The organism is Saccharothrix sp. HUAS TT1, from assembly GCF_040744945.1.
Taxonomy (GTDB): domain Bacteria; phylum Actinomycetota; class Actinomycetes; order Mycobacteriales; family Pseudonocardiaceae; genus Actinosynnema.
Window position 1 is genome coordinate 1,792,708 of the sequence record NZ_CP160453.1, and the last position, 24,328, is coordinate 1,817,035.

Below are 24,328 nucleotides of genomic sequence, written 5' to 3' on the forward strand. Positions count from 1 at the left end.
GGGGAGAACGTCGTGACGCCGCCGAACTCGCAGCCGCCGTCCTCGCAGCCGCCGCAGAACAACAGCCAGGCCGGCCAGGTCACCTACGCCGGGCAGACCGAGGCCGAGCTGCGCGCCGAGTACGAGCGCGAGCGGGATGCCAACCCGGGGTTGTTCGGCGGCATCCTCACCCTCGACGACTACCTGCGCTACAAGGCGCAGTCGGCGCAGAACCAGGCCGACCAGGAGCGGCAGCTCGAGCAGGTGGTGGAGAACTACCGCCCGCCGCTGACCCCCGCCGGTTCGCACTACCTGGGTTACGACCACAAGGCCCTCAAGGACATGGTCACCCAGAACATGGCCCCCAGCACGGCCAACGAGCAGGGCGAGGCGTGGACCAAGATCGGCAACACGCTCGCCGAGCTGCAGACGAACCTGACCAGCGCCACCGCCGCCAGCAAGGGCGCCTGGCAGGGCGCGGCGGCCGAGTCGGCGCAGGGCTACTTCACCAACGTCGCCACCTGGTCCGGCAACGCGGCGCAGGGCGCGCAGCTCACCGGCAACAAGCTCTACACCCAGAGCACCGCCGCCGAGCAGGCGAAGAACGCGATGCCCGAACCGGTCGACTTCAGCACCGCCGACGCCTACAAGATGTTCTTCTCCGAGCCCAACCCGTTCAAGTGGGCCGAGACGATCGACAAGATCGAGCAGAAGTTCGAGGAGAAGCAGCAGGCCCACGAACGGGCCGCCGAGGTCATGACGACCATGTCGCAGGACTTCCAGGAGTCGGGTTCCACCATGCCCGCCTTCTCCCCGCCCCCGCCCATGGCGGGCACCGGCGGCAGCGGTGACCCGAACGGCACGGGGGACAGCCAGATCGGCACCCGGCCGACCATCCCCAGCGGCACCGGCACCGGGACGGGGACCGGTAGTGGCAGCGGGCTCGGCGACCTCGGTGGTCCCGGCAGCGGTGGCGGTGGCACCGGTGGCGGTGGCAGCACGAACCAGTCCGGGTTGAACGGGCCCGGTGGTGGTGGCCAGACGACGCTGCCCGGCGGTGGTGGCGGTGGCGGCGGCAGCACGAACCTGCCCGGTGGCGGTGGCGGTGGTCCGTACCCGCCCGGGTACTTCCCGCCGGGCACCGGTCCCAACGGACGGACGACCGTCCCGCCCGGCGGACGGCTGCCCAACGGTCCGAACGGGCCCAACGGCCCCGGCGGTCGTGGTGCCGGCGGCGGTGGCGGGGGCGGCGCCGGTGGTGGCCGCGGCATCGGTGGACCCGGTGGCCTGGCCGCGGCAGGTCGCGGTGGCCTGGGCGGCCTGGGCGGCGGTTTCGGGCCCGGCGGCAGCGCGGGCACGCTCGGCGAGGCCGGTCGGTCCGGCGCGGGTGGCTTCGGGCCGGGTGGCGCCGGTGGCCTCGGCGGCGCCGGTGCGGCCGGTCGCGGTGGCGTCGGCGGCCTGGGCGCGGGCATGGGCGCGGGAGCCGGTGGTGCTCGCGGCCAGGGTGACGAGGACAAGGAGCACAAGGCCGCGTCCTACCTGGTGGAGACCGAGGACGTCTTCGGCGACGGCACCATGGTCGCCCCGCCGGTCATCGGCGGGTGAGCGTGTTCTCGTTCGCCCTGTCGTTCGCGGCGGCCGACGTGCTCTGGGAGGACCTGAAGCTCGGCAGCCGCCCTTACCCGTTCGAGTTCCCCTACCTCGGGCAGACCTTCGACGAGCGGCGCGGCATCCGGGAGGCCGTGCACCGCGACCTGGAGTCGCGCGGCCTGGTCCGGCGCGGCCGGGTCGCGCCCGAGGTCGAGGAGGCGCTGACCCTGCTGGTCCGGTTCGACTACTGCCTGAACGCGGTCGCCTCGCTCGACGCCCGCAACGTCGAGCGCCAGCTGCTGGCCCGCGGCGGCGCGGCCGGTGAGGCAGCGGCCCTAGCGGTGATGGACGACCGGCAGCTGAAGGTCGACCTGATGCGCGCGCCCGCGCTGCTGCGCGCCATCGTGGACCTGGTGCCGCCCACCCGACCCGGCCCCGGCCAGTCGATCACGGTGCCGGTGCCGACGTCCGCCCCGCCACCGCCGCCGCGCCGGGACGACGACTTCGGCAACGCCACGTTCACCCAGGCCATGGCGCCGCGCTCGTCGGTGTCCACGCAGGTCCGCGCGCTGGAAGCGGTGTTCGAACGCCCCCGGCTGCGGGCCGGCCAGTTCGGCGTCACGGTGCGCGGCAGGCACGGCCGGGAGCAGCGCGCGCCGCAGGTCGCCTGGTTCGACAACGACCAGGGCCGCTACATGTCGCAGACGCGGCAGGGGCAGGACGGCCGCAAGTGGCTCACCCACGCCCCCGCCGACAACGCGCGCATCGCGGGCCAGCTCGCCCAGGAGCTGAACGGCCTGCTCCGCTAGCGGCCTGCTCCGCTAGCGGGCGGTCACGCGTCGGCGGTCTCGCCGTGGTAGCCGGGCATCCGACCGGTCACCACGAAGACCGTGCGCTTGGCCACCGACACCGCGTGGTCGGCGAAGCGCTCGTAGAACCGGCCGAGCAGCGTGGTGTCCACAGCGGACGGCACGCCGTGGGCCCAGTCCTTGTCCATGATCACCGTGAACAGGTGGCGGTGCAGGTCGTCCATCGCGTCGTCGGCGTCCTCCAGCGACCGCGCCCGCGCCACGTCCTGCGTGCGGATGATGTCGGTCGCCTCGCGCGCCAGCTCGACCGCGATGCGGCCCATCTCGGCGAAGTACGGCTGGACCGTGTCCGGCAGCACCGGGTTCGGGTGCCTGCGCCGGGCGGCCTTGGCCACGTGCAGCGCGAGGTCGCCCATCCGCTCCACGCTCTCCGCCGCGTGGATCACCGCGAGCACGATCCGCAGGTCGGTGGCGACCGGCGCCTGCAACGCCAGCAGCGCGTACGCCTGCTCCTCGATGTTGGCGCGCACGTCGTCGATCCTGGCGTCGTCACCGATCACCTGCTCGGCGAGGGCGAGGTCCGCCCCGAGCAGGGACGTGGTCGCCCGCTCCATCGCGTCACCGGCCATCCCGCACATGTCGGCGAGCTGGTCGGCGAGTTGTCCGAGCTGGTCGTGGTAGGCCTCACGCATGGCCGTCAGCCTACGGTGGGGTCATCGCGGTAGCGACCCACCCCGGTAAACCGGTGGTGAACCCGAAACGTCCAGTTCGCTCAGGCGCAGGGGTCCTTGCCCGCGTTCACCACGGTCAGGTCCCCGGGCGGCGCGGCCTTGCCGGGGTCGGAGCCCGGCGCCTGCGGCGCGACGATCTCCTCGTCCCAGCCTGGCCCGATCAGCAGCTGCACCGCACCGCCCATGCTGGGCTCGAAGAGCAGCGTCGCGCCGGGCACCGACGTCTGCAGCGTCGCCGCCGCGTCCTCCGCGCCGATGCCGTACTTGATGACGGTCCGGTCGGTGGGCGGTGCGCTGCCGGGGATGACCACGTCGTAACCCAGCTCCCGCAACGCCTCCGTGGTCAGCCTCGCCGCGCCGTCGTTGTTCGGGTCGCCGTTGCGGACCTGGATCTTCAGGCCATTGTGGTCGATGACCTTGCCCTGCTTGGGGCCGGGCGGCGGCGCGGAGGTCTGCGCGGCGGCCTTGTTCGGGTCGGCCTGGGCCTTGTCCGGGTCGGCGGGCGTGTCGTCCGGGGTCTCCTCCGGCAGCGGAGTGCCGTCGATGACGGCCTGGAACAGCTTCTTGACGTCGTCTTCCTTCAGCAGCTCCAGGTTGTCGTCGTTCGACAGCGTGGGGCCTTCGGACGTCTCGTGCGGGATGGTCACGAACGTGACCCGGCCCGCTTCCAGGCTCTGCAACGACTGCGCCAGCGTCAGCATGTCGTTCACGCCGATGTTCTGGCCGACGGTCGACGCGGCGAACGCGTTGAGGAAGCCGTTGAGCTTGCCCGGGTTCAGCAGGATCTCCGACGACAACGCCTTGCGCAGCAAGGAGGACAGGAACTGCTGCTGCCGGCCGACGCGGTCGAAGTCGGTCTTCGTCTCGCCCTCGACCTTGCGGGCGCGGACGAAGTCGAGCGCCTTGTCGCCGTTGATCTCGTAGCGGCCGGCCTTGTCGAAGATGACGCCCAGCTCGTCGTCCTCCATCGGCTTGGGCACGCAGACCGGGACGGTGCCGATGGCGTCGACCATGCCCTTGAAGCCGTTGAAGTCGACGCTGATGAAGTGGTTGATCTCCAAGCCGGTCAGCTCGGTCATGAACTTGCTGACGCACCGGGGTCCGCCGACCGCGTAGGGCTCGTTCGCCTTCACGTCCGCCTCGCGGGCGAACTGCTCGCCGGTGTACTCGCCGGTGGTCGGGTCCCAGCCCTCGCAGTCGGGGCGGGTGATCAGCAGGTCGCGCGGCACCGAGACGATGACCATGCGCTTGCGGTCGGCCGGGACGTGCGCGAGCATCAGCACGTCGGACCGCGCGCCCGGTTCGGCGCCCTCGTCGCCGACGCCGTCCTGCGGCTTCGCGCCCGCCCGGGTGTCCGAGCCGACGATGAGGAAGTTCTCGTCGCCGAGCTGCTTCTCCGCCTCGTGGACGGCGGCGGAGTTCGTGCCCAGCGCGTCGATCTCGGTGATCTTGCTGTCGATGTAGAGCATCGCGCCCCAACCGAGGCCGGTGGAGACGAACACCAGCACGGCGGCGGTGAGCGCGACGACCTTGATCGTGCCGACGATCTTGCTGTGCTTGGCCGTGCGACCGCGGCGGTGCGGGCCGTCGCCGTCGGCGAGGTCCACCGGTTCGGCGTACTCGGTGGCGTCCTCGTCGTGGTCGGCCTTCCAGGGCATGAGCTTCTGGCGGCGTTCCTTGCGCAGGCGCTCCTGCTCGGCCAGCTCGTCGTGGACGGCGGAGAAGCGGGCCAGGGTGTGGTCGACCTCGCGACGTTTCTTGACCTCGTCGCTGATGGCCTCCATCTCGGTGGTGAGGCTGGCCGGGTCGATGGCTTCGCGCGGTTCGGGGGTGTTCAGGCGGTCGGCGACGACGGGGTGCGCCTGGTCGGGCGCGACTTCGCCGTCGTCGGCGAACCGGCGGCCGGGCGGGTCGCCGACGGGACGGGGGCCGCTGCCGTCGGCCGGACCGTCCGCGAGGCGGCGCGGTTGGCCGGGCTTGTCGACCGGCGGACCATCGGCCAGCCGTCGAGGCGGACCGTCCACAGGAAGCGCCGGCGGACCATCGGCCAGCCGACGCGGTTGACCCGGACCGTCCACCGGAGGCGCTGGCGGACCATCGGCCAGCCGACGCGGTTGACCGGGGCCGTCGACCGGGGGAACCGGCGGGCCATCAGCCAACCGGCGCGGTTGACCAGGGCCGTCCACCGGCGGGCCATCAGCCAGGCGACGGGGCTGGACAGGGCCGTCGACCGGCGGGACTGGCGGGCCATCGGCGAGCCGACGCGGTCCGCTGCCCTCGGGACGCGGGCGCTGAGCGGTCCGGGGTCCACCGGTGACGTCGTGCGGGCCACTTCCGTCGGCGAGGCGACGCGGACCGTCACCGACCGGGCTGTCCGGCCGCCGGCGCGGTCCGCTGCCGTCAGCGAGGCGGCGGGGGCCATCGGCGGGGGTGCTGGGGCGGGGCCGTTGACCGGTGTTCTCACCGGGGCGGGGACTGTCCGCGAGCCGCCGGGCGATGCCGTCGGCCGCCGCGCCCTCTGCCGCCCGACGACCGGGCGGGCCGACCTCGTCCGGCCGCCTGCGCGGGCCGTCGGCCGGGTCCTCAGGACGCTGGCGCGGTCCGCTGTCGGCCATTCGCCGAGGTGCGTCGAGCGCTGGCTCCTCAGGACGTTGACGCGAGCCGCTGTCGGCCATCCGCCGGGGCGCCTCGGGCGTCAGGTCCTCGGGCCGGGGCCGCGGTCCGCTGCCGTCGGGCATCCGCCGAGGCGCGTCACCGACCAACCCCTCGGGGTGCTGGCGCGGCGCGTCGGCCGACCGTCGACCCGGCGGCGTGCCGGGGAGGTCCGGCCGCGGCCGTTGACCGGTGTGGTCGGCGGACCTGCGCGGTCCGGCCGGGTCCTGCGGGACGCGCGGCGCGTCGACCGGGCCGTTCTCCGGGCGCGGGCGGCCGTTGGCGGGGAAGCGCCTGCTCGGCTCGCCCCCCTCGCCGGGCGCCGGCGGGCGGGCGGCGGGACGCCTCGGGTCGACCCCGTCCGGCCTGCCCGGGTAGGGGCGCGCCTGGCCCGGCTCCTCGGGACGGCGGCGGCTGCCGGTGTCCTCGGGCTCGGGGCGGCGACGGGTGCCGGTGTCTTCAGGCTCGGGGCGGCGGCGGCTGCCGGTGTCCTCGGGCTCAGGACGACGGCGGGCTCCGGTGCCCTCGGGCTCAGGGCGGCGGCGAGTACCGGTGTCCTCCGGCTGGGGTCGCCGGGTCCGGGTGCCGGTGCCCTCGCCCGTCGGGGCGAAGAAGTCGTTCGGCGGCGGCGCGGTGGGGCGGCCGGGCGCCGGTGGCGCGCCGTTCGCCGGCCTGGGCCGGGCGCCGGTGTCCTCGGCCTGCCTGCGCGGCGGCTCGGGGGCGGCACGCCTGCCGGTCGCCTCCGGGCCGGGCCTGCCGTTCGGGGGCGGCGCCGGTCTGCGCGGCGGTTCCGGTTCGGGCGCGGCGCGCCTGCCGGTGTCCGAGGGACCGGGCGGGACCGGGCGGGGGATGTTGGTGCGGCTGTGCTGCTCCAGCAGGTCGGACACGCTCAGCCCGCCACTGTCCAACGACCTGCGACGACGACCGGTCGGCTGGTCTTCCTGGGGGTCCTGGTCACCGCCGGGTCCGGGGCCGCCACGGCGGGGCTCGTCGGGCACCCGGTCTCCCTTCAGCTTCGGTCATTAGTCGGTCGTCATCACGAGTTGACGACAGCAAGGACACATTGGTTGCACCAACGGCGTGTCACTTGCCTTGGCGATACTACGGATGACCGCCAGTCCTGACGACCACTCCCGGTGATACAGGGGTCGGCAGTACTCGGTTGCGCGCAGCAGACTACGTCCGAAAGGGTGAGTTGCCGTTAGGTATCAGTAACCGGCGACCCGCGATTCGGCTATGCCTCGTCGCCCGGAAGCGGCACCGGCGAGGCGCACGCGTCCGTTCTCCCGGTACGCCACCGCGTTGCGTCCTGACTGCTTGGCCGTGTAGAGCAGGCTGTCCGCGCGCAGGAGTTGCTGCTCCGGCGCGACCGGCGGACGCGCCGGCGAGTCCGCGACGGGCGGCTCGCAAGCCAACCCGATGCTGACGGTCACTCGCAAACCGGGGGCGAGCGAAGCCCAGGCGTGACGCTCGACACGCAACCGGGCCGACTCGGCGATCTCCACCGCCGGCCCGGGCTCCACGCCGGGCAGCACGAGGACGAACTCCTCGCCGCCGTAGCGGGCGCAGAACCCGTCCTCCGGCAGCTCCTCCTGCAACAGCTCGACCACGCGCTGCAACACCCGGTCGCCCAACAGGTGCCCGAACGTGTCATTCACCTGCTTGAACCAGTCCAGGTCGATCAACGCGATGGCGAGCCCGGCCGTGGTCGAGCCGCGCTGGGCGACCATGTCGAGCAGGCGCTCGTCCAGGTAACGGCGGTTGTAGCTGTCGGTGAGGCTGTCGCGCAGGCTCTGCTCGCGCGCCTCGGCGTGCTCGCGGCGCAGCCGGTCGACCTCCCGGCGCAGCTGCTCGGGCACCTGCGGCTGCTCGTCCTGGTCGGCGTAGACCAGGTCGAACGCGGACCGCAGGTGCTGGTACGCCTGCCGCCACTGGCCGCGGGAGGCGAGCAGCGCGGCGATCGACTCGTGCAGCTGCACCAGTCCGGTGCCCTCGCTCTCGGTCGCGGGCATGCCCCCTCCGGGCTGGCCGTCGCTGTCGAACTCGGCGACTTCGGGTCGCAGTGCGGTCATCACGCTCACCTCCCTACTTGCCAAGGTGTCGTCTGATACGAGGCGACGCTTGAGCGGGCGGGACGCGTCATAGAGGGATTTCCCTCGACTGGTTGACCGTGCACTGCTCCGAACTGGTGACATTCGGTGATAGCGGCAGCCAAAAGCTTGCCGAGCGTGTTCAACGGTCCCGGAAGGGCCTCAGTTGACGCACGGGGCGAAGCCGTAAGCCTTGCCGTTGAGCAGCACGACGTGCTGCGAGCCGATCTGGCTGCCGACCTCGGCGCCCTCCTGCACCACGGTCAACGTGACCGCGACGACCAGCACCACGCCGCGCGGGTGCTCGTCCGCGCCGGGCGGCTCCCACGCCGGGTCCAGGCGCAGCGTGGACATGGTCGGCTGCACCTCGATGGTGCCCGAGGGCAGCTCGCAGTCCTCGTCGCGGAAGTCCGGGTGCTGGGTGTCCTGGAGCAGTTCGCGCTGCTCGGCCGTGCCCTGCCCGCCCGCCTCGTTCAGGTCGTTGAAGTACCCGGTCACCAACTCGCGCTCCACGTCGGTGACCTTGAGCGGCTGGGCGGCGCCTGTGATCGTCGAACCGCACCCGGACAGCGCGAGGGCGCACGTCGCCGCGGTCACGGCGCGCAGGAGCACGTCACCCACCCGAGTGCATCTCGTCGGCGCCGACGGGCACGGTCGCGTCCTCCGGGTCGTCCAACCAGCCCTCGGGCAGCACCACCTTGCCGGGTGAACCCTGCCGGCCGCGCGGCTCGTCGGCGTTGTCCGGGAAGTCGAGTTCCGGGTCCAGCCTGCCGACCAGGTCGTCCAGCTCGGCGAGGGTCGAGACCATGGCGAGGTTGCGCCGCAGCTCCGCGCCGACCGGGAAGCCCTTCAGGTACCAGGCCATGTGCTTGCGCAGGTCGCGCAGGCCCTTGTCCTCGCCGAGGAAGTCCGCGAGCAGCACGCCGTGGCGGCGCAGGACGTCGGCGACCTGGCCGAGCCGCGGGCCGGGCGGGATCGGCTCGCCCCGGAACGCGGCCTGCAGCTCGCCGAACAGCCACGGGCGCCCCAGGCAGCCGCGACCGACGACGACGCCGTCGCAGCCGGTGCGGGCGACCATGTCCAGGGCGTCCCGGGCGCTGAAGATGTCGCCGTTGCCGAGGACCGGGACGCTGGTCACGGCCTCCTTCAGCCGGGCGATGGCGGACCAGTCGGCCTGGCCGGAGTAGCGCTGGGCGGCGGTGCGGGCGTGCAGCGCGACCGCCTGCGCGCCCTCGTCCTCGGCGATGCGCCCGGCGTCGAGGTAGGTGAGGTGGTCGGCGTCGATGCCGATCCGGAACTTCACCGTCACCGGCACCCCGGCCGGCTCCGCCGCGCGCACCGCGGCCCGCACGATCTGCCGGAACAGCTGCCGCTTGTACGGCAGCGCCGCCCCGCCGCCCTTGCGGGTGACCTTGGGGACGGGGCAGCCGAAGTTCATGTCGATGTGGTCGGCCCGGTCCTCGCCGACGATGATCCGGGCGGCTTCCGCCATCGACTTCGGGTCGACGCCGTAGAGCTGCATCGACCGCGGGCTCTCGCCCTCGCCGAAGGTGATCATCTGCATGGTCTTCGCGTCGCGCTCGACGATCGCCCGTGCGGTGATCATCTCGCAGACGTACAGCGACGAGGGGCTGCCGAACTCGCGGCAGAGCTGGCGGAAGGCCACGTTCGTGATGCCCGCCATGGGTGCGAGCACGACGGCGGGGTCGACCGGGTACCGGCCGATCTTCAGGGGCTTGGTGGCGTGCAGCGCGGTGGACATCGCCGTCCATTGTCGCCCAGCCCAGGCAGTGGTGGGCGACACATCAGCGAATCACCCACGGCCACCCGCACCCGCTCCACACCGGTCGCGGGCCTGGACCGTTAGAACGGCACGCTGAGACACCCCAACCGCGCCCCAGCCGTCCCCGCGTGCCCCGGCTCGGTGTGCGTGTGCTCCTCGTGCAACACCACCGACCCCGCCCGCCTCTCACCGAACCTCCAGTCGACCCGCGCCACCGCGTACCCGCGACCGTGCGCGTCGGTGGTGAAGTCGAGCCAGAGCTCATTGCGCGGGTTCGCGAACGCCGGATCCGTCGCACCACCCTGAACGTGCTGGAAGTGCGCCCCCGCATCCGCCCCAGTGGGTCCGCAGGGGTTCACGTGCGCATGTGCGCCGTACTCGCGATCGGGCAGCAGCCCGGTGGTCCGCAGCATCACCACCGTCCCACCACCGATGGGCGCAACCACCACCGAAGCCCGCGCTCCAGCCGGAACACGCGGGTCATAGCTGGTCAGGCCCCCGGACACCGGCGCGACCGAGGCAGCGAGCACGAGGGCCGCAGCGAGGTACATGCCCCCTGCTTATCCGCCCAACCACCACCCCCGCCACCACCATCACCCTTTCCGGTGGACTGCTCGGCCGGCGGCTATTCGAGGGCATCACCGATTCGAATGGTGGCTAGAGCGAAGTGGTGGGCCGCCAGGGACTCGAACCCTGAACCCGAAGGTTGTGGATCTTGCTTACCCGTCGTCTGTCGACATCTTCCGATACCCGCCTTGGCCTGCGGAGTTTCCAGATGCGAACCACCATTGTGAATCGAACGACGCGGTCCTCTGTCGTCGTTAGTCGGGGGTAACCGGGGGAGTTGATCTCGCTGTCAAAAGCCGCTTGCCGCCCCAATATTCTCGCTGACCATTAGCAAAGCGATTCCTGTGTTAGAGGCTCCGACTTTCTTTAAACCCGGAATTGCAGTACGGGTGAGTCAACTGGGCGTTCGAGGGGTCGCCGGTCCCGCCGTCTTGACGACGAATAATGTGATCAACGGTTATCGAGCGCAGGTGCAGTCGCGCACCGCAGATCGGACATGCGGGTGAGCCCTCAAGCGTCGCCTTGAGTGCAAGAGAGTTCTTTGTGTCGCTAGTGAAGTTCCTGCGATGCTTACGATCGTCGTCCGTAATAATTTTCACAGGAAGACGCGGAGCGGAGCTCGCACGCAGGGCATTAACCGCCTCTTCGTCACCTAGACCTGCAACGACAGAATCAAGGGAAATCCTGTAGAACTCAAGGATTGAAGGTACTGACCGCTGAAGGCTTCCGTACGCTTGCACGATCTGATTCACGAAGTACTTGTACTCGACTATGAAGTCCTCAAACCGCTTGCGGTGTTCGGTAAATTTTGCGAGCCGCCGCTTCTCGTTGAGTTCTTGAGTGAAAGCCACTGCAGCGAGAAATGCGGCAGGCTGGAACCTTCCGGTCGCACTGTAAAAATAAACTGCAGGGTGAAGCCCCAGCGAGCCCGGAGAGTTTCCGGAAACCCTTTCGGCTGCCTTCTTGACTGTCCGCATGAATCGGATAGTAGTCACACCATCCCGGTCGTCCTCTAGAATTGTAACCGTGTCGCGAACCACCTTCGAACGCCTCTTCGGTTCAACTTCGTCTCGCCAGCTTTCCGGTTGAAGATCATTCACGAAGTTGACCAACTCGAATACCATTCTTAGGCTATCCGCCGAATAACCCTTACCGGCCACGGGTAGATCCGAAGATCGGATAGACAGGTCTAGCGTGGGCTTGAACAACAAGTTGTATACGTCTTCGGCGAGCTCTTGGATTGTGGTCTGGACGCTCTCGTCGAAAGACGACCAGTATTTGTGTCCCGTCCCTGCCCTAATAAAGGCCCGCGCTGCCAGCGCGTTCGGCTTACGACGAGCTCTGATAATATCAAGCTCGGTCGGATCAATGGGAGTAGCTTGCTGATTGATTCGATAGAACGACGTCTCAGCCTTCTCGGACTCACCGTTAACCCATTGCAACTGGAGTGCGAAGGCGCTAAGGTTCCGGGCTAGGCGCAAACGATCTTTCGAAGCTGTGTCCGAATTTTGTAGGGCAAGTTTAAGGTCAGAAAACGAACCCACGCTTCCTTGAATTGCATCACGTGTAGCCTTCGCCGCCTTCTTCTGCTCATCTGGAATGACACCGTCGAAGAAACGCAGCGATCGATGCTTATCGCCGTAGTCGTCATGAACCCACGCAATAAGAGCACTCAGCCTGTGCGCGCCATCGATGGCAAAGATATTACCACTCTTGGGTGATCGCCATAGAATGATGGCTGGAATGAGATCGCCTTCAAGGAAGCTTTGAACCAAAGCGGCCACTTTGTCTGGTGTCCAGTTAGCCGTTTCCCTTTGGAAGTCAGGTTTGCGAAGGACGTTATACATTAGGCTATCAGGCGCAAGATCCGTGACGCCAATGTTCGTCATGAGACCTGATGGTTGAGTGATTACGTCAGGACTTACTGCCTCGAAGTCCTCGCGAGGAATCAAGGCATCAAGGTTGACCATGTACTTTGGCATCTTGGCTCCCCATGCTGCGACCTCTGTCGCTAGGTCGCTTAGGCCACTGTCTTGGTCGTCGGTCGCACAATAGATCACGCAGGCGTTCGACGCTATGACGGCACCCGAGCCGCCAGTCCTTCGCGACTGATGATCTTGAAGCGCTGACTGACAAGCCTAGCCGTCTGCGTGTTACTGCTCGTCATGACGTTCGAGTAGGACCAACAAGCGTAGTCACTGCGAAGGCAAGCCTGTGGGCTGGTCGATGCCGTCAAGGCGTCGGGCTGTCCACAGGCGCGGCAGCCGAGCGCCATGACAGCCCTGCCAAGCCGACTCCTCGCGCTCGTCCCATGTCCGAACGCTGGAAACACCCCGCAAGAGCAGCGCCAGTCTGACCACGCGGTTCCCTGCGGGGACGCTGGCCGTGGCCTCCGGCTGTTGTGGGCGGGCTCCGGTACCTCGCGTGTCGCGCCCGTGGGCCGCCAGGCCCACGTTGGTGCGACCGAGGACATCGCCGAAGGCCGCCCGCGACAGCCTCAAAGGGTACGAACGGCCGGCGGTCCCCGCAGGGGGCCGCCTTGATGAAGAAAAGAAACTCTGAACACCGTGGTCAGGCTGCCTCGGTCCACACTGGGGCCAGTGTCACTGGCGCGTGGTGGGCAGGGATGGCATAGGAGTAGGGCATGGTCGTGGCGGTGGTGTTTGACGTGGGTGAGACGTTGCTGGACGACTCGCGGGAGTGGGGGGCTTGGGCGGACTGGGTTGGGGTGTCTCGGCACACGTTCTCGACGGTGCTCGGGGCGGTGACTGCGGCAGAGCGGGATAACGCGGAGACGTTCCAGTACTTCCGGCCTGGGTTTGATGTGGCCCTTGAGCGGCGGTTGCGGGAGGAGGCGGGCGTCGGGGAGCGCATCGAGGAGGACGACCTCTACCCGGATGTGCGGGCTGGGTTGGCGCGGTTGCGGGAGCTTGGGGTGTGGGTGGGGGTTGCGGGGAACCAGACGGCTCGGGCGGCTGAGTTGCTGCGTGGATTGAAGTTGCCGGTGGATGGGCTGGCGATGTCTGGTGAGTGGGGTGTGGCCAAGCCTGCGGCGGAGTTCTTTGAGCGGGTGGTGAGGATGACGCCTGCGGCGGTGGCTGGGGATGTGTTGTACGTCGGTGATCATCGGGACAACGATGTTGTGGCGGCGAAGGCTGCTGGGTTGCGTACGGCGTTGATCCGGCGTGGCCCGTGGGGATACCTGTGGGCCGATGACCCGTTGGTGCGTCGTGATGCCGATTGGGTGATCGACTCTCTGCGCGACTTGCCGGAGCTGCTTAGGGACGCGTGAGCTGGCAAACGTTTGTTGGTGAGCGGGCACAGGGCTCACGCTGCCAGGCTGAGCAGGTCGGTGCTGAGCGAGGGATAAGTGTGCAGAAGCACCGACAAGGCTTGGCGGACCTGAGGATGTGAGCTGGCATGTTCGGGTGCTGTCGGCGTACAGGTGAATGTGCATAGCCTGGTACGAGTGAACGTGCACACAGGCACCAGATGATCCCAGCTTCGAGCACGACTAAGTCCGCCCCACGGCTCGGACACATCCAGCAATTGCCTAGATGTTCAGCCGTGTGGCATTGCCGCCACCAACCCACCGAACAAACGTCCTCTTCGGGTTCGGCACCGGGCCGTACCGCGAGTCTGAAGTAACCGACGGGCATTGGGCGGTCCGATGGCCGGATTGGGGTGGCGGGTCAGTCGTGGCCGCTTGTCGTAGTCTCGAGAGTCGAGCGGATCGTTCTGGTCAGGCCGTGGTCGGGGCCCAACACCCGTTCGGCATGGGCCAGTGTCGCCTTGTACAGCGGGATTGCCCGTTCCAGATCACCCGCCCTCCGATAGGCGCTGGCCAGGTTGCTGCGTGAGGCCAGCGTGTCAGGGTGGTCGGGGCCTAGCACTCGTTCGGTATCGGCCAGTGTTGCCTCGTGCAGCGGGATTGCCCGTTTCAGATCACCCGCCGCCTGGTAGGTGCTGGCGAGGTTGTTGCGTGTGGCCAGCGTGTTCGGGTGGTCGGGGCCCAGCACTCGTTCGGCATCGGCCAGTGTTGCCTCGTGCAGCGGAATTGCCCGTTTCAGATCACCCGCCGCCTGGTAGGTGCTGGCGAGGTTGTTGCGTGTGGCCAGCGTGTTCGGGTGGTCGGGGCCCAGTAACTGCTGCCGATCGGACAGCGTTGCTTCGAACAGCGGAATTGCCCGTTTCGGATCACCCGCAGCCTTGTAGGCGGTGGCCAGGTTATTGCGAAAGACCAGCGTGTCAGGGTGGTCGGGGCCCAGCACTCGTTCGGTATCGGCCAGCGTTGCCTCGTGCAGCGGGATTGCCCGTTTCGGATCACCCGCCGCCTGGTAGGCGTAGGCGAGGTTGTTGCGTGAGGCCAGCGTGTCAGGGTGGTCGGGGCCCAGCACCCGTTTGATATCGGCCAGTGTTGCCTCGTGCAGCGGAATTGCCCGTTTCAGATCACCCGCCGTCTCGTAGGCGCTGGCCAGGTTGTTGCGTGAGGCCAGCGTGTTCGGGTGGTCGGGACCCAGCAGCCGTTCGGCATCGGCCAGTATTGCCTTGTACAGCGGGATTGCCCGTTCCAGATCACCCAACATCCGATAGGCGCTGGCCAGGTTGCTGCGTGAGACCAGCGTGTTCGGGTGGTCGGGGCCTAGCACTCGTTCGGTATCGGCCAGTGTTGCCTCGTGCAGCGGGATTGCCCGTTTCAGATCACCCGCCGTCTGGTAGGCGTAGGCCAGGTCACTGCGTGAGGCCAGCGTGTCCGGGTGATCGGGGCCGTGGAGGCGCTGGCGGCTATGGGCGGCGCGGGTGTGCAGTGCGATGGCAGTGGTGGTGTTGCCCTGGTCGCCGAGGTAGCCGCCGAGGCGATGGGCGAGGTAGCAGAGCGGTTCGGTATCGGTGTCGGGGTGGGTGTGTTCGAGCAGTGCCCGCGCGTGGGGCAAGACCGTCTGGAAGACGGGCCAGTCGGCGGGCAGGCGGTGGTCGGCTCCGGTGAGGGCGGTGGCGAGGACGGTGGCGGTGGTGTCGCGGGCGTGGGCGATGTCGGTGGGTTGGCGGTGGGGGTCGGTGGGGTCGGGGGTTCGGGTGAGGGTCTGGACTAGGCGGTGTACGCCGATGGTGTCGCCGGTGAGGGTGATCATGCTGTAGGCGGCCAGCCGGCCTAACGCCTCCGACAGGTCCGGCTCGTCGAACACGCCCGCGAGCAGGGTGCGGGGGATGGCGTCGGGGGCGTACCAGGCCAGGTGCCGCAGCACCCGCCCGGCCAGGGGTGTGTCGTCCAGGCGGTCCAGGGTGACGCGCCAGACGCGGGCCATGGTGCGTTGGGCGTCTCCGCCCTCCGCGGCCGCGGTGAACATCCGCGCCGGGTACCGCTTCAGCAGGTCCAGGTAGGTGAGCGGGGTGATACGGGTCTGGGCGAGGTAGGCGCCTGCCTGCTCGATCGCCAGCGGCAGCCACCCCAACTCTTCGCACAGTCGGTCGGCGTCGGGCCGCTCCGCGCGCACGATGCGGGTCAGCAGCTCCACGGCCTCTTCGGCGGGCAGCACGTCCAGCGGGATCGTGGCAATGCCCTGCCAGCCGGTGCCCTGGCGTGAGGTGATCACGATCGTGCCGGTCCGGACTCGTTCCAGCAGCCCTGCCGCGTCGGCAAGCGTGGTCAGGTTGTCCAGCACGAGCAGCCACCGGTCATGGGTGGCCAGCCACCGCACGGCCAGTTCGGTGCGCTGCTCCAGCGGCGCACCCGCAACCTGAGGGGCGAGGGTGGTTGCCAGGTCGGCCAGGCCGGTGTCGATCGCGGACGGGGAGTCCGCGGTGATCCACCAGACCGGCGCGTAGCGGTCGGTGTGCAGGTGGGCGAAGCGGGCGGCCAGGGTGCTCTTGCCGACCCCACCCAACCCGTGGACCGTGACCACCACCGCGCGCCCCGAACCCGCCACCGCCGCGTCCAGACGCGCCAACTCACCCGACCGCCCCACGAACAGCTCCGAGTCGGCCGGAATCCTGCCCAGTCCCGGCGTCGCGGGGGATCGACTCCATGGCTGGCACACCCGGTCCGCCGACTACCAGATCGCCCTGCACCAGGGTGCCTTGCAGGGCGCCGATCGTGGTCCCATCGGCACCAGTCACGTTCCCGGTGACCGAGGCTGCCGGTGCGGCCGTGGTTGGTGCCGCCGACGTGGCGTGGCCTAAGGCCGCGTCGGCAGCGGAGGGTCCGGAGGGCCACCAACCTGGCCGATGTGCACCCCAGTGGTCGTCCCGGAGCCCGAGCCGCCAGTCACGTCGCCGGTGAAGACCACTCCGCCGCCGGTGGCTGTCTGCGATGCAGCAGGCGGAGCCACCTCCCGGGCAGCGGTGCGGTCACGTCCCTGGCGCAACGCAACGAACGCCACCACCGCGCCGCCGATGCCGGCGATCCAGCTCAACGCTTCCAGGACCGGCCGCGCCCAATGCGTCTGGTCGGTCAGGAAGACCGGCACACCGAATTGCAGTACCGCCCACACCACACCACCGCCGACCAGCGCGCCACCAGCCACCCACCAGGTACGGCTTCGAGCGACCACCACGACAACCCCCTCAACCCACAAGGGCTGCAGCGCCCACGGACCGATACCCGATGATCGCAGCCCTGCCGCCCACCGCTACCGAAACCACGCGTGACCACAATATCTGCTCGTCCAGGGCCGGCGCGTACACAGCTCAAACCCATAGCTCAACGAATTTGACGTCGATCCGTACCTGCTTCTGGCCACTGCTGTACACGTCCTCCCGTACTTACATCTGCGCACCAGGGCGTACACCGACAGGTGCTGCTTGGCGGGCAGCCCGCATACGGAACAACCCGGCTAACGCCTACCCTCATCCTTATCGGACCATGAACGTTGTCCTGTACGTGGACAGCAGCGGTACTCGTCAGACGTCGAGGCTTCCCGACTTGATGGCGGACAAGAAGCGCCGGTATCCAGCGTCACGGAACGCCAAGGCCCCGGCGACTGGTGCCTTGCTGTCGCGGAAACTAGTGCTGGTCTCGGCGACGGCCAGTTCTACGCACTCGTTGTTGCCGCTGCTGCGGCTTGACTTGCGCCAGACGATGTCGGACAGATCCATCGTGGCCACACTCCTCACTTGCTACCAAGCTCTGCGATGACCGCGGAGATCAACTCGGCCGACTCCGACGCACTCAGAGCGACTGACGCAGCCTCGTCGAACACGTTGATGAAGTCCACCACTGCCTGCGGTGCCTCGACCCACTCACCGCCTGCTGGATGTTCGAGGTAGACGTTCGGCGGATCCTCGGGGTCGGGGAACTCAAGGATCGTCACCGGGCCGCCCATCGTCCCGATGGCACCGACACCGAACGGCAGGATCTGAATGGTCACGTTGGGCTGCTTCCCCAGCTCCAGCAGCCGCTTCAACTGGCCGAGCATGACCTCAAGACCGCCGATGGTCCGGCGGACCACGGCTTCGTCAATCACTGCATGCACCTGGAGCGGGTCGGGGCCGGTGAGGACGCGCTGACGGCTCACTCGCGCGGCGACGGACTTCTCGACGCCCTCGCGTGGGACGAACTTGTCGGCGGTGTGGATGGCGCGGGCGTAGTCCTCGGTCTGGAGCAGGCCCGGCACGAGCAGGGGTTGGAGGAACAGGCCGCGGGATGCCTCGGCCTCCAGGCGGACGTAGGCGCGGAACTTGCGAGGGAGTGCGTTCAGGTACTCGGGCTGTCTGCCGGTCTGGGAGGCGTCGGCCCACATCTCGAACGCCTGGCGTCGCGTGTCGTCGTCGGCGGAGAGGAAGTCCAGCAGCACCTCAAGGTCGCTGTGCTTGATCAGCGACTTGCCGGTCTCGAACCTGCTGACCGTGGCGTCCGAGCAGTGCAACCGCTCCATCACGGCCTCGACGCTGACGGACCGCTCGTCCCGGAGCGTGCGCAGGAGCTGCCCGAGTCGCCTCCTGCGCTTGGTGGGGCCGCTCTGCCTTGCTGTCACGGCTGAACCCTAGTCGGGGTGATCACCCGACAGCATCCACACTTTCGGTGTATCGACGGTGTGTAGATACACTCTGTACCTTACGTTTGCCGATGGGGTCACGTCTCCTCCCTGGAGACGCAGGATGGACAGCCTGCGAGCAACGCACGGCCGTGACCCCGTTGGTCCCGCATGGATCGGCACGTCGTAAGGAGGAACGCCGACCACCGCGCCGCTGTTGGTGTGGATGTCCTGTGCGGATGTGCTGAGGGCGTACAACATCAGCAATTGAACGTGGCTCGCACTTGCGATGAACGAGTCGAAACACTTTTTCTCGCCGCATCCCCATGGATCGGCGAGTCGAACCACTGCCCAGACCGCTGGCACCCGGCGGTCACACCACCTAGCCTTGAGACGTGACGGACGGCATGAGCATTGAAGTCAACTCCCCCGCCTTCGGCCTGAAGCGCGCGAAAAACATCCTGGCGCAGGCTTGCGAACTGGCCGAATTGCCGGTGTCGTCGGCACGTCCTCTGCGACTCGGAGAGAACGCCCTGTTCCACTTGCCGAACCTTGGCATCGTCGTTCGCATCGCACGTGGACCTGACCACTGGCCGGATGCGTACAAAGAGGTCCAAGTATCGGACTGGTTGGGCAGTCAGGCGATTCCGGCAGCAAAGGCGTTGGACATCCCGCAGCCAATCTCAGTGCTCGGGCATCCTGTCACTTTTTGGTTCTACATCGACGGCAGGAACGGCGGCCCTGACGACGTCGCAGCTCTCGGCAAGCTCCTCCGACGCCTGCACGCCCTGTCAGCGCCTACGACGTTCAAGCTGCCAACGGCTTCGGTCTTGGATCGCGTCGTTCCGCGCATCGAGGCTGCAGGGATCTCGGGCGATGACCGCAGCTTCCTGACTTCGCGTGTGGACTCGCTCACCGCGTCCCTCAAGGAGTTGGAGTTCCCGTTGCGGGCGACTGCGGTCCACGGTGATGCTCACGTGCAGAACCTGATGATCACAGGTGGAACTGCGACCCTCATCGACTTCGAGCGATTCGCATGGGGGCAACCGGAGTGGGATCTCGCGGTTACGGCAACCGAGTACGTGACGGCTGGTTGGTGGACTGACGAGCAGTATGGGCTGTTCGCCGATGCCTACGGTTACGACATCACGCAGTGGGAGGGGTTCGACGTTCTGCGACAGATCAATGAAGTCAAAATGACCACTTGGCTGATGCAGAACGTGAACGAGTCGGAGGAAATCGCGCGTGAGTACGAGCGGCGGATGAACACGCTCCGCTCGGGTGAAGCCACGCGGGATTGGCAGGCTTTCTAACCCTTACGCGACGCGTGAGAGCATGACGGCGGAACCGAGGGTAAAGTTGGGGTAATTGCGCAACACACCCTCGGCGAAGTGAGTCACGAGCGGGTTCTTGGGGTGCGTTTTGTTCAGCGCGTCGTAAAAGTCCGTCAAGTACCTCACGTAGCGGCTGGACTGGAGCGGTCCGGCGAGGTCGACCGCATCGAGCGCCAACGCGACAGCCTCGTCCGGACTGCCGTTCGTGAGTGCACCCGCTGCGGTGACCATCCCGATGAACGCGCGCGTCCTGGGTGGTGTCGCCTCCGGTGCGATCGCCTGGGCGGCGAAGAGTCGCGTCTCCTCCGCTCGACCCAGGTCGCGGAACCCGTGCGCTGCCTCGCCGGACAGCTCCTCGGCGTTGAAGTACTTGATCCAGTCGGGTTCGTTGTCTGGTGAGTAGTGCTCGAAGATCCGTTCGGCCTGCGTGAGCACACGGGCGAACTCCGCGGCCTGGCCGCTGCTGGCGAGTGCACGTGCCTCCATCGCCAGGAACATCGAGCGGACGGCGGGAGTCGCCTTGTCGCCGGTCGCGGTCCGGGCTGCGCGCGCCAACTGGACCGCGTCAGCGTGGTGACCGAGGTAGTTCGCCTGGTGGCTCAGGTTGGCCAGCAGTCGGCCACCGATGATCGAGTCGCTTGCTTCGCGCGCGAGGCGCAACCCCTGCACGAAGTAGCGTTGAGCCGCCGCGTGCCGTCCGGCGTCGTAGGCGCTCCAGCCGAGCAACTGCGCCACTTCCGCAGCGGCGCTGAACAGGTCTCGCCTGACCGGTCCTGGGTGCGGTTGGCGCAGTAGCGGTGCGATCTCGGTCTTGAAGTAGAAGAGCAGCATCCGCCTGACGTGACCGCCGCCGAACTTGAAGTCCAGGTCCATCAGGTGCGCTGCGGTCGCCCGGATCGCTGCGGCTGCGGGACCGGCTGAACGAAGGCTCTCGCCGACTTCGAGGCTGTCGCCGAACAGGTAGCCCGTGATGACGCCCGGCGTCGCCGCGCTGGTCCACCCGGAACGAGCCAACCCCGGTTGGTCCTCAAGGTCGGCCGCAGTGAGTTGGCCCAGCAGTTCGACGGCTGTGGAGGAGCTTGCCGGGTAGTCGGCCGCCGACGCTGTCGCGTCCGGTCCGACCGGCTGCAACGTCGAGGAGAAGCCGATTTCTTCGAGGGACACCGGGCGCCCCAGCTTCGAGCCCAGGGCCAAGGCGATGTACTGCTGCGTCGCCGCTTTCGGGCTGGTGCCGTCAAACCACCGCTTCACGGATACGTGATCGGCAGCGATCGTCTGCCCGTCCCGCGCGGCCAACTCGCGTACACGTGCGGCCAGGCCCTTTGCTCCCGCCGCCCGCATCACGTCACCTAGAAGGCGGTTCGGCTCGCGCGTCACCCCCTATGGGTCCACCTCGGCCACGGGTGCGTGCACCCTCACAAGCACCCCCCAAGCACCCCCTCGTGTCCGCGTGCACCCCTGCGAACACACTGCCATACACCTGCTGACCTGGCGTTTGCTATTCCCATGACACGCCGGGTGAGCTGGAATTCATCCTCCTGCGCCTCCGCCTCCTCCCGGAGGAGGTCCGGGAGATCAGCGATCAGGTCGACCGTCTTCGGGACCACCGATCCCTTCGAGAGACGCCACCCGACGCCGAACGACCGATCCCGCTGGCGGACTGGTGTGTCGCCATGTTGGTGGAAAGGCGTTCGAAGGCGTCGAACCTCGACGGTCCGATCTTTCCCAGTTCGACCGGCACGATTCGTGAAGCGACCAACGTCCGCAATCGCGCCTGGAAGCCGTTCATCACCCGAGCGGGCTACGAATGGGTGACTTTCCGAACCTTCCGCAGGACCGTCGCCACGCTGTTGGACGAAGCGGGTCTGACGGCGAGGCAGATCGCCGACCTGCTCGGCCACTCCCGGCCGTCGATGACGCAGGACGTGTACATGGGGCGCAGGTCACCGGGTCGGGCGGCGGCGGATGCGCTTGGCGCTGTCATCCGCGTAAGTGAGGGGTAGATGAGGGCTTCGAGGTTGCTCGGTCCCCGACCCATCGTCGTGACCAGCGGGTTTGGTGGGCCGCCAGGGACTCGAACCCTGAACCCGAAGATTAAAAGTCTCCTGCTCTGCCAATTGAGCTAGCAGCCCTTGGTCGACAGCTTACCGAGGCGGCGCCCGTCGGTGAGCGAGGTGGTCGGGTCCGGGGTGTGGGTGGCGTCACGTCCGGGCGGTGGTGGGGGCTGCGGTGCTGGTCAGGGGGTTCCAACGATCGCGATCACGGCGCGCGGGCTAACGTGGGGCCGGTGCGGGTGGTCACTTGGAACGTCAACTCGATCAAGCAGCGGGCGCCGCGGTTCTTGCCGTGGCTCGACCAGCGGCGGCCCGATGTGGTGTGCCTGCAGGAGACGAAGCTCGCCGACGACGCCTTCACAGCGCTGCTCGGGGACGAGCTGGCCTCGCGCGGGTACGAGGTGGCGGTGCACGGGGAGGGGCGCTGGAACGGGGTGGCGGTCCTGTCCCGGGTCGGGTTGGACGACGTGGTCACCGGGCTCGCCGGTGGGCCGGGGTTCCCGCACCAGGAGGCGCGGGCGGTGGCGGCGACGTGCGGTGGGGTGCGGGTGCACTCCGTGTACGTGCCGAACGGGCGGGAGCCCGACTCCGACCACTACCGCTACAAGCTGGCCTGGCTCGCGGCGTTGCGGGACGTGGTGGCGGACGGGCCGGAGGACGCGGTGGTCTGCGGTGACGTCAACATCGCGCCGGCCGACGCGGACGTGTTCGACCCGGCGGCCTTCGCCGGCCACACGCACGTGACCGCGCCGGAGCGGGAGGCGCTGGCGGCGCTGCAGGCGCTCGGGCTGCACGACGTGGTCCGCGACCGGTGGCCGGACGAGCGGGTCTTCAGCTACTGGGACTACCGCGCCGGGATGTTCCACCAGGACCTCGGCATGAGGATCGACCTGGTGCTCGCCTCGACCCCGGTGTCGGCCAGGGTGAAGGCCGCGTGGGTCGACCGGCAGGCCCGCAAGGGCACCGGCCCGAGCGACCACGCGCCCGTCGTGGTCGACCTGGACGAAGCCCCGGACGGCGACATCGGACCGGTGGTGCCGCCGCCGTCCGCGCCCCGCGCCCGCAAGTCGGTCAAGGTCCCCCGGTAGGGGTCCCTAGCCCGCCAGCTCGTCGCGTTCCAGGTCGGCGCTCCACGGCACCTCCGGCGACTTCGGCCGCGACGCCGACGCCAGCGCCAGCACCACGCGCAGCGCCACGTCGCGGACACCGGTCAGCCGACGCGCCCGGGCCAGCCGGTTGAGCCGGAGCGACCGCGCGGCCAGCCGCTGCGTCACCCGCCTGCGCTTCGCGTCGTAGGCCCGCAGGCCCGCGTTGACGTCACCGGTCAGGCACTCGGCCAGCACCACCCCGTCGATGATCGCCTGGCATGCGCCCTGCCCGAGGTCCGGTGTCATGGCGTGCGCGGCGTCGCCGAGGAGCGCCACCCGGCCGGAGACGAAGCTCGGCAACGGCGCCAGGTGCAGCAGTTCGTGCCGCAGCACGTCGGTGGCCGCGGCGAGCACCCGAGGGATCGGGTCGTGCCAGTCGGCGAACAGCGAAAGGTCCTCGGCCATCGCGTACCAGTTGGTGCGGCCGTCGGCCTGCGGGGTGAGGCCGAACTTGCCGCCGCGGCCCCAGGTCTCGCCGCCGACCTCGACCGGGACGTCCACGGCGCCGCGCCACCCGATCGCCCCGGATCGCCGGACCTGGGTGTCCGACACCCCGTCGAACACCTCGTCGCGCACCGCGCTGTGGATGCCGTCGGCGCCCACGACCAGGTCGTACCCAGCGGCGTCGGCCAGGCCCGCGGACATGTCGAAGCGGACCACCCCGTCCGGCAGCGCGCCGGCGAGCGCGCGGAGCAGCGCCGGCCGGGTGACCAGGTGCACCCCGCCCGCCCCGAGGGTCCCGATCACCGCGCCGTCCGGTTTGCGCAGCACCCCGTCGTCCTGCCGCCGGCCGGCCTGCCAGACCGCGTCGCCGACCCCGAGCCGGTCCAACGCCGCCAGCGCGTCGGGCCAGATCGCGAGCCCGGTCCCGACCCGCGGCAACGCCGGCTCGCGCTCGAAGACGACCACCTCCCACCCGTGCCGTCGCAACCCGGTGGCCGCAGCCAGGCCGCCGACCCCTCCACCGATCACCGCTGCCCGCCGCGCTCCCATGCCGGCCAACCTACTACAGGTGTAGTACCGAGAACTACGGGTGTAGTGTGCCGGTCGATGAGCAGGCAGCAGCAGGTGCTCGACGCCGCGATCCGGGTGCTCGGCACGGGCGGTCCGCGGCAGCTCACCCACCGCGCCGTCGACGCCGAGGCCGGCCTGCCGCCGGGGTCGACGTCCAACCACTTCCGCACCCGCGACGCGCTGGTCGGCGCGGTCCTCGGTCGCCTCCTCGAACGCGAGACCGCGCTGTGGGGCGACCTGGCCGGTGACGTCGGCACCCCCGAAGCGCTCGCCCGCGCGGTCGGAGCCCTGGTCGAGCGGCTGGCTGAGGACCGGGTCCTCACGCTCGCCCGGCACGCGCTGTTCGTCGAGGTCGCCCACCGCCCCGAGCTCCGCGCCCACGTGGACCGGGCGCACCGCGGGATCGCGGGCTGGGCGCTGCCGCTGATCACCCGCCTCGGCTCTACCGACCCGACCGCGGACCTGGCGCTGCTCCTCGCCGTGATCGACGGCCTGCTGGCCAACCAGCTGGCCAACCCGTCGCCGCGGTTCGACCCGACGGTAGCCGTTCGCGCGGTGCTTCGGGGGGTGCTCGGCAGTTGATCGCTCCGCCATCATGTGGCCC

The 24,328-nt window shown here is 69.0% G+C and carries 22 protein-coding genes and 1 tRNA gene; 8 read left to right on the plus strand and 15 right to left on the minus strand.

Translation table 11 applies throughout. The features are described from left to right. Positions 1 to 12 precede the first annotated feature (12 nt). Positions 13 to 1,584, plus strand: a complete 1,572-nt coding sequence (locus tag AB0F89_RS08840; RefSeq protein WP_367134411.1) for a hypothetical protein — start codon at positions 13 to 15, stop codon at positions 1,582 to 1,584. Beyond that, positions 1,581 to 2,378 carry an ESX secretion-associated protein EspG gene (locus AB0F89_RS08845; RefSeq protein WP_367134413.1) on the plus strand — a complete coding sequence of 266 codons (798 nt, stop codon included), beginning with the start codon at positions 1,581 to 1,583 and terminating at the stop codon, positions 2,376 to 2,378. Before AB0F89_RS08840 ends, AB0F89_RS08845 begins: the two co-directional genes overlap by 4 nt. Before the next feature lie 23 nt (positions 2,379 to 2,401). On the opposite strand, the gene phoU is transcribed toward AB0F89_RS08845, so the two are convergent. From phoU to AB0F89_RS08860, 3 genes are all read right to left on the minus strand, one after another. Further along, a complete protein-coding gene (gene phoU / locus AB0F89_RS08850; protein ID WP_367134415.1) occupies positions 2,402 to 3,070 on the minus strand; it encodes a phosphate signaling complex protein PhoU in 669 nt (222 codons plus the stop codon). Positions 3,071 to 3,150: 80 nt separating this feature from the next. Next, on the minus strand, positions 3,151 to 4,893 hold the full coding sequence (locus AB0F89_RS08855; RefSeq protein WP_367138786.1) for an LCP family protein: 1,743 nt from the start codon (positions 4,891 to 4,893) through the stop codon (positions 3,151 to 3,153). Positions 4,894 to 4,943: 50 nt separating this feature from the next. Beyond that, positions 4,944 to 5,531, minus strand: coding sequence for a hypothetical protein (locus AB0F89_RS08860; RefSeq protein WP_367134417.1), 588 nt, complete (start codon positions 5,529 to 5,531; stop codon positions 4,944 to 4,946). A gap of 782 nt (positions 5,532 to 6,313) precedes the next feature. Between AB0F89_RS08860 and AB0F89_RS08865 the strand changes: the two genes are divergently transcribed. Beyond that, entirely contained in the window at positions 6,314 to 6,787 is a 474-nt protein-coding gene (locus AB0F89_RS08865; protein ID WP_367134419.1) for a hypothetical protein, read from the plus strand. A 182-nt stretch (positions 6,788 to 6,969) separates the two neighbouring features. Here the strand turns inward: AB0F89_RS08865 and AB0F89_RS08870 are convergent, their stop codons facing one another. The 5 genes from AB0F89_RS08870 to AB0F89_RS08890 all read right to left on the minus strand — a co-directional run bounded on the left by AB0F89_RS08870 (position 6,970) and on the right by AB0F89_RS08890 (position 12,183). Then, on the minus strand, positions 6,970 to 7,773 hold the full coding sequence (locus AB0F89_RS08870; RefSeq protein WP_367138788.1) for a GGDEF domain-containing protein: 804 nt from the start codon (positions 7,771 to 7,773) through the stop codon (positions 6,970 to 6,972). A gap of 240 nt (positions 7,774 to 8,013) precedes the next feature. Continuing rightward, positions 8,014 to 8,472 (minus strand): hypothetical protein, encoded by a 459-nt coding sequence (locus tag AB0F89_RS08875; RefSeq protein ID WP_367134421.1) that lies wholly within the window; start codon positions 8,470 to 8,472, stop codon positions 8,014 to 8,016. After that, entirely contained in the window at positions 8,465 to 9,613 is a 1,149-nt protein-coding gene (gene dusB / locus AB0F89_RS08880) for a tRNA dihydrouridine synthase DusB (protein ID WP_367134423.1), read from the minus strand. The genes AB0F89_RS08875 and dusB overlap by 8 nt, the downstream gene beginning before the upstream one ends. A gap of 101 nt (positions 9,614 to 9,714) precedes the next feature. Continuing rightward, positions 9,715 to 10,185 (minus strand): superoxide dismutase, encoded by a 471-nt coding sequence (locus AB0F89_RS08885; protein ID WP_367134425.1) that lies wholly within the window; start codon positions 10,183 to 10,185, stop codon positions 9,715 to 9,717. A gap of 363 nt (positions 10,186 to 10,548) precedes the next feature. Beyond that, entirely contained in the window at positions 10,549 to 12,183 is a 1,635-nt protein-coding gene (locus tag AB0F89_RS08890; RefSeq protein ID WP_367134428.1) for an HNH endonuclease family protein, read from the minus strand. Between the two features lie 662 nt (positions 12,184 to 12,845). Here AB0F89_RS08890 and AB0F89_RS08895 point away from each other — a divergent pair. Further along, positions 12,846 to 13,493, plus strand: a complete 648-nt coding sequence (locus AB0F89_RS08895) for an HAD family hydrolase (RefSeq protein WP_367134430.1) — start codon at positions 12,846 to 12,848, stop codon at positions 13,491 to 13,493. Between the two features lie 400 nt (positions 13,494 to 13,893). On the opposite strand, the gene AB0F89_RS08900 is transcribed toward AB0F89_RS08895, so the two are convergent. The 4 genes from AB0F89_RS08900 to AB0F89_RS08915 all read right to left on the minus strand — a co-directional run bounded on the left by AB0F89_RS08900 (position 13,894) and on the right by AB0F89_RS08915 (position 18,174). After that, positions 13,894 to 16,239 carry a tetratricopeptide repeat protein gene (locus AB0F89_RS08900; protein ID WP_367134432.1) on the minus strand — a complete coding sequence of 782 codons (2,346 nt, stop codon included), beginning with the start codon at positions 16,237 to 16,239 and terminating at the stop codon, positions 13,894 to 13,896. Between the two features lie 138 nt (positions 16,240 to 16,377). Beyond that, entirely contained in the window at positions 16,378 to 16,755 is a 378-nt protein-coding gene (locus AB0F89_RS08905) for a hypothetical protein (protein ID WP_367134434.1), read from the minus strand. Between the two features lie 346 nt (positions 16,756 to 17,101). After that, positions 17,102 to 17,296 (minus strand): DUF397 domain-containing protein, encoded by a 195-nt coding sequence (locus tag AB0F89_RS08910; RefSeq protein ID WP_367134436.1) that lies wholly within the window; start codon positions 17,294 to 17,296, stop codon positions 17,102 to 17,104. 14 nt (positions 17,297 to 17,310) lie between these two features. Then, on the minus strand, positions 17,311 to 18,174 hold the full coding sequence (locus AB0F89_RS08915) for a DUF5753 domain-containing protein (protein WP_367134438.1): 864 nt from the start codon (positions 18,172 to 18,174) through the stop codon (positions 17,311 to 17,313). A 395-nt stretch (positions 18,175 to 18,569) separates the two neighbouring features. Between AB0F89_RS08915 and AB0F89_RS08920 the strand changes: the two genes are divergently transcribed. After that, complete coding sequence (locus AB0F89_RS08920) at positions 18,570 to 19,487, plus strand: phosphotransferase enzyme family protein (RefSeq protein ID WP_367134440.1); 918 nt, start codon at positions 18,570 to 18,572, stop codon at positions 19,485 to 19,487. A gap of 3 nt (positions 19,488 to 19,490) precedes the next feature. On the opposite strand, the gene AB0F89_RS08925 is transcribed toward AB0F89_RS08920, so the two are convergent. Continuing rightward, complete coding sequence (locus AB0F89_RS08925) at positions 19,491 to 20,885, minus strand: hypothetical protein (RefSeq protein ID WP_367134442.1); 1,395 nt, start codon at positions 20,883 to 20,885, stop codon at positions 19,491 to 19,493. Positions 20,886 to 21,154: 269 nt separating this feature from the next. Here AB0F89_RS08925 and AB0F89_RS08930 point away from each other — a divergent pair, with 269 nt between their 5' ends. Further along, a complete protein-coding gene (locus AB0F89_RS08930; protein WP_367138790.1) occupies positions 21,155 to 21,511 on the plus strand; it encodes a tyrosine-type recombinase/integrase in 357 nt (118 codons plus the stop codon). A 53-nt stretch (positions 21,512 to 21,564) separates the two neighbouring features. Here the strand turns inward: AB0F89_RS08930 and AB0F89_RS08935 are convergent. Further along, a tRNA-Lys gene (locus AB0F89_RS08935) sits at positions 21,565 to 21,640 on the minus strand. A gap of 146 nt (positions 21,641 to 21,786) precedes the next feature. Between AB0F89_RS08935 and AB0F89_RS08940 the strand changes: the two genes are divergently transcribed. Next, positions 21,787 to 22,650, plus strand: a complete 864-nt coding sequence (locus AB0F89_RS08940; protein ID WP_367134444.1) for an exodeoxyribonuclease III — start codon at positions 21,787 to 21,789, stop codon at positions 22,648 to 22,650. A 6-nt stretch (positions 22,651 to 22,656) separates the two neighbouring features. Here AB0F89_RS08940 and AB0F89_RS08945 read toward each other — a convergent pair whose 3' ends face one another. Next, the gene (locus AB0F89_RS08945) at positions 22,657 to 23,703 is read right to left on the minus strand and encodes an FAD-dependent monooxygenase (RefSeq protein WP_367134446.1); all 1,047 of its coding nucleotides are present in this window, start codon (positions 23,701 to 23,703) and stop codon (positions 22,657 to 22,659) included. A gap of 57 nt (positions 23,704 to 23,760) precedes the next feature. Here AB0F89_RS08945 and AB0F89_RS08950 point away from each other — a divergent pair, with 57 nt between their 5' ends. Then, complete coding sequence (locus AB0F89_RS08950) at positions 23,761 to 24,306, plus strand: TetR/AcrR family transcriptional regulator (RefSeq protein WP_367134448.1); 546 nt, start codon at positions 23,761 to 23,763, stop codon at positions 24,304 to 24,306. Positions 24,307 to 24,328: the final 22 nt, after the last annotated feature.